The sequence below is a fragment of the Falcatimonas sp. MSJ-15 genome, from assembly GCF_018918265.1.
Lineage (GTDB): Bacteria > Bacillota > Clostridia > Lachnospirales > Lachnospiraceae > Falcatimonas.
This window is the reverse complement of the sequence record NZ_JAHLQC010000049.1, coordinates 1-2176: the sequence shown is the minus strand read 5'-3', so window position 1 is coordinate 2176 and position 2176 is coordinate 1. Positions and strand designations below refer to the sequence as shown.

General features: G+C 33.9%; 2 protein-coding genes. Both read right to left on the bottom strand.

Features of this window, described 5'->3' with window-relative positions; translation table 11 throughout:
• Nucleotides 1-51 precede the first annotated feature (51 nt).
• Nucleotides 52-804, bottom strand: a complete 753-nt coding sequence (istB, locus tag KQI85_RS16240) for an IS21-like element helper ATPase IstB (protein WP_216577063.1) — start codon at nt 802-804, stop codon at nt 52-54.
• The gene (istA, locus tag KQI85_RS16235; RefSeq protein WP_216577064.1) at nt 797-2089 is read right to left on the bottom strand and encodes an IS21 family transposase; all 1293 of its coding nucleotides are present in this window, start codon (nt 2087-2089) and stop codon (nt 797-799) included. Before istA ends, istB begins: the two co-directional genes overlap by 8 nt.
• Between the last annotated feature and the right edge of the window lie 87 nt (nt 2090-2176).

Here is a 2176-nt window from a genome sequence, read left to right as displayed (position 1 = left end):
TATAAAATGTCAAGACTTAATGTACAAAAAATATTATATAAAAATGTACAATTAGTCTGTTTGTTTTAAGTGGTCTTTTAATCTGTATGATTTTCCTGATATTGGTATTACATGTGCATGATGCAAAACTCTGTCCATAATGGCATTTGCAACAACTGCATCATAAAATATTCCATCCCATTCATTAAAGTTCATGTTTGTTGTTAATATAGTACTTTTCTTTTCATAACGCATATCTATAAGCTGAAAGAACATATTGGAATCCTCTTTATCAATAGGCAGATATCCAAGTTCGTCTATTATAAGCAGACGATAATGACAAAAATGCTTTAGTCTTGCATCAAGCCTGTTTTCCAGCTTTGCACGCTTCAACTGTTGGAGTAAATCATTGCACTTTATAAAGTATGTGCTTACCCGTTTTTTTGCGGCTGCAATACCAATAGAAGTTGCAAGGTGTGTCTTTCCGACACCACTCGTCCCAAGAAATACTATATTTTCATTCTTTTCAAGGAAACCAAGACTTGCAAGCTCCCTCATTTCCTGTTCATTTACACTTGGCTGAAATCCAAAATCATAATCCTTAAGTTCTTTCACAAAGGGAAAGGCTGCAGCTTTTATCATAGAACGTGAGGCACTCTGTTCTTTAAAATCCACTTCATAATTAGTGAGTTTTAACAGACCCTCCGTAAAGGATAATCCGTTTGTTGTTACAAAATCTCTTATTTCATCAAGATGAAGTTTCATTTGGGATAACTTTAACAGCTCCAGATTTGCTGTTAACTGATTGTATGTACTGTTACTCATAATCATAAACCTTTCCTATAATCTCAAGATTTTCTTTTGCCCTGTCCATTATGTGTTCATCCTTGAAAATATGGGAATTTCTAGCGATTGCAGCATAATGTTCAGAAATATAGTTCAATTTTTTTGTGCTTAACTGATGAATAGTTATAAATTCTGTGTTATAATACACAAGTATATAACCATCATATACTTGTAAAGAAACAATCTTTCCTATGTACTCCGGTGGTACGGAGTACTGGCATCTTTTATAATTAAACATGCTTGAATGATTGACTTTTACGGTATTTGTGGTGATTTGAAAAGGCTTTCTTATGGTATCAGCGGGCAGGCTGTTTAAGAAAGTCTTTTCTTTGTTGAAATACATCAGCGGAATTCTTCCTGTTCCCTGGTTTACCTGTGCATTGACACGATTGTTAATTCGTGTTATCAGTTCAACCAGTTCCCGATAATTTAATTTCCCGTTATAAGCCCTTATTTCATCAAGTATCTTCATGGGAGCCTCAACTTTGGCTTTAGTATGTGGATGTCCCGCAATGCACGGCTGCACTTTGAAGCCATAATCATCAGCGAATTGCTGAAACTTATTATTTACTTTGCCAGCAAAATATTCTGTTCTTGCTTTATCCATAACGGTTTTCATGTTATCTGTAACTATTTCATCCGGAACACCACCAAATGTTTCGAATGCATCATCAAGAAACGAGAAGAGTATATCCTGTGTTTTGGAAAGAGATGCTCTGTATACCCTGAATCTTGAATATGAAAGCAATAGAACAAAAATATTTATATCTCTGGTTTCACCTGTAGAAAGGGTAAACGAAATCGACTCTTTCCAGTCTAACTGTGCCTGTTTCCCCATAGGCGTTTCATATCTGACAGTTACCCTGTTAGTGTTGGAAGGTCTGCCTTTTCTGAAATATGAATCGAATTCAGGATATTTTCTAAGGTAATGGCAAAAGTTACAATAAACACCTGTAAATCCATGGTTATCCACAAGATACTGCCATAAAACTTTTCTGTAGTAAAACATCTGCTGGTTTCTGTCTGATAATAATTCGGCTATAATATCATAAAAAGGTGTAATGCAATCATTACAGTTTCTTGTTTCCGGTTTTGTATAACCGTTTATGTATTTATCAACCGTACGTCTGTCAATCTCCAATTCTCTTGCTATTTGACTTTTATTTATCTTCAATGTTCCATCCTCCATAAATGGTTTTAATTTGTACAGGTCATTGACACTTTCTATTTTTATGTTTGTTATGATTTGATTCTTTAATATCATCATGAGTTCCTCCTTATAACCCATATATCATAACATTTGTACATTCTTATTTAATATTTATTGTACATATTTAAGTATAACTTTATA

Coding starts and splice junctions, on each gene's coding strand:
- istA (WP_216577064.1), bottom strand. CDS start 2,089: ATGATATTAAAGAATCAAATCATAACAAACATAAAAATAGAAAGTGTC.
- istB (WP_216577063.1), bottom strand. CDS start 804: ATGAGTAACAGTACATACAATCAGTTAACAGCAAATCTGGAGCTGTTA.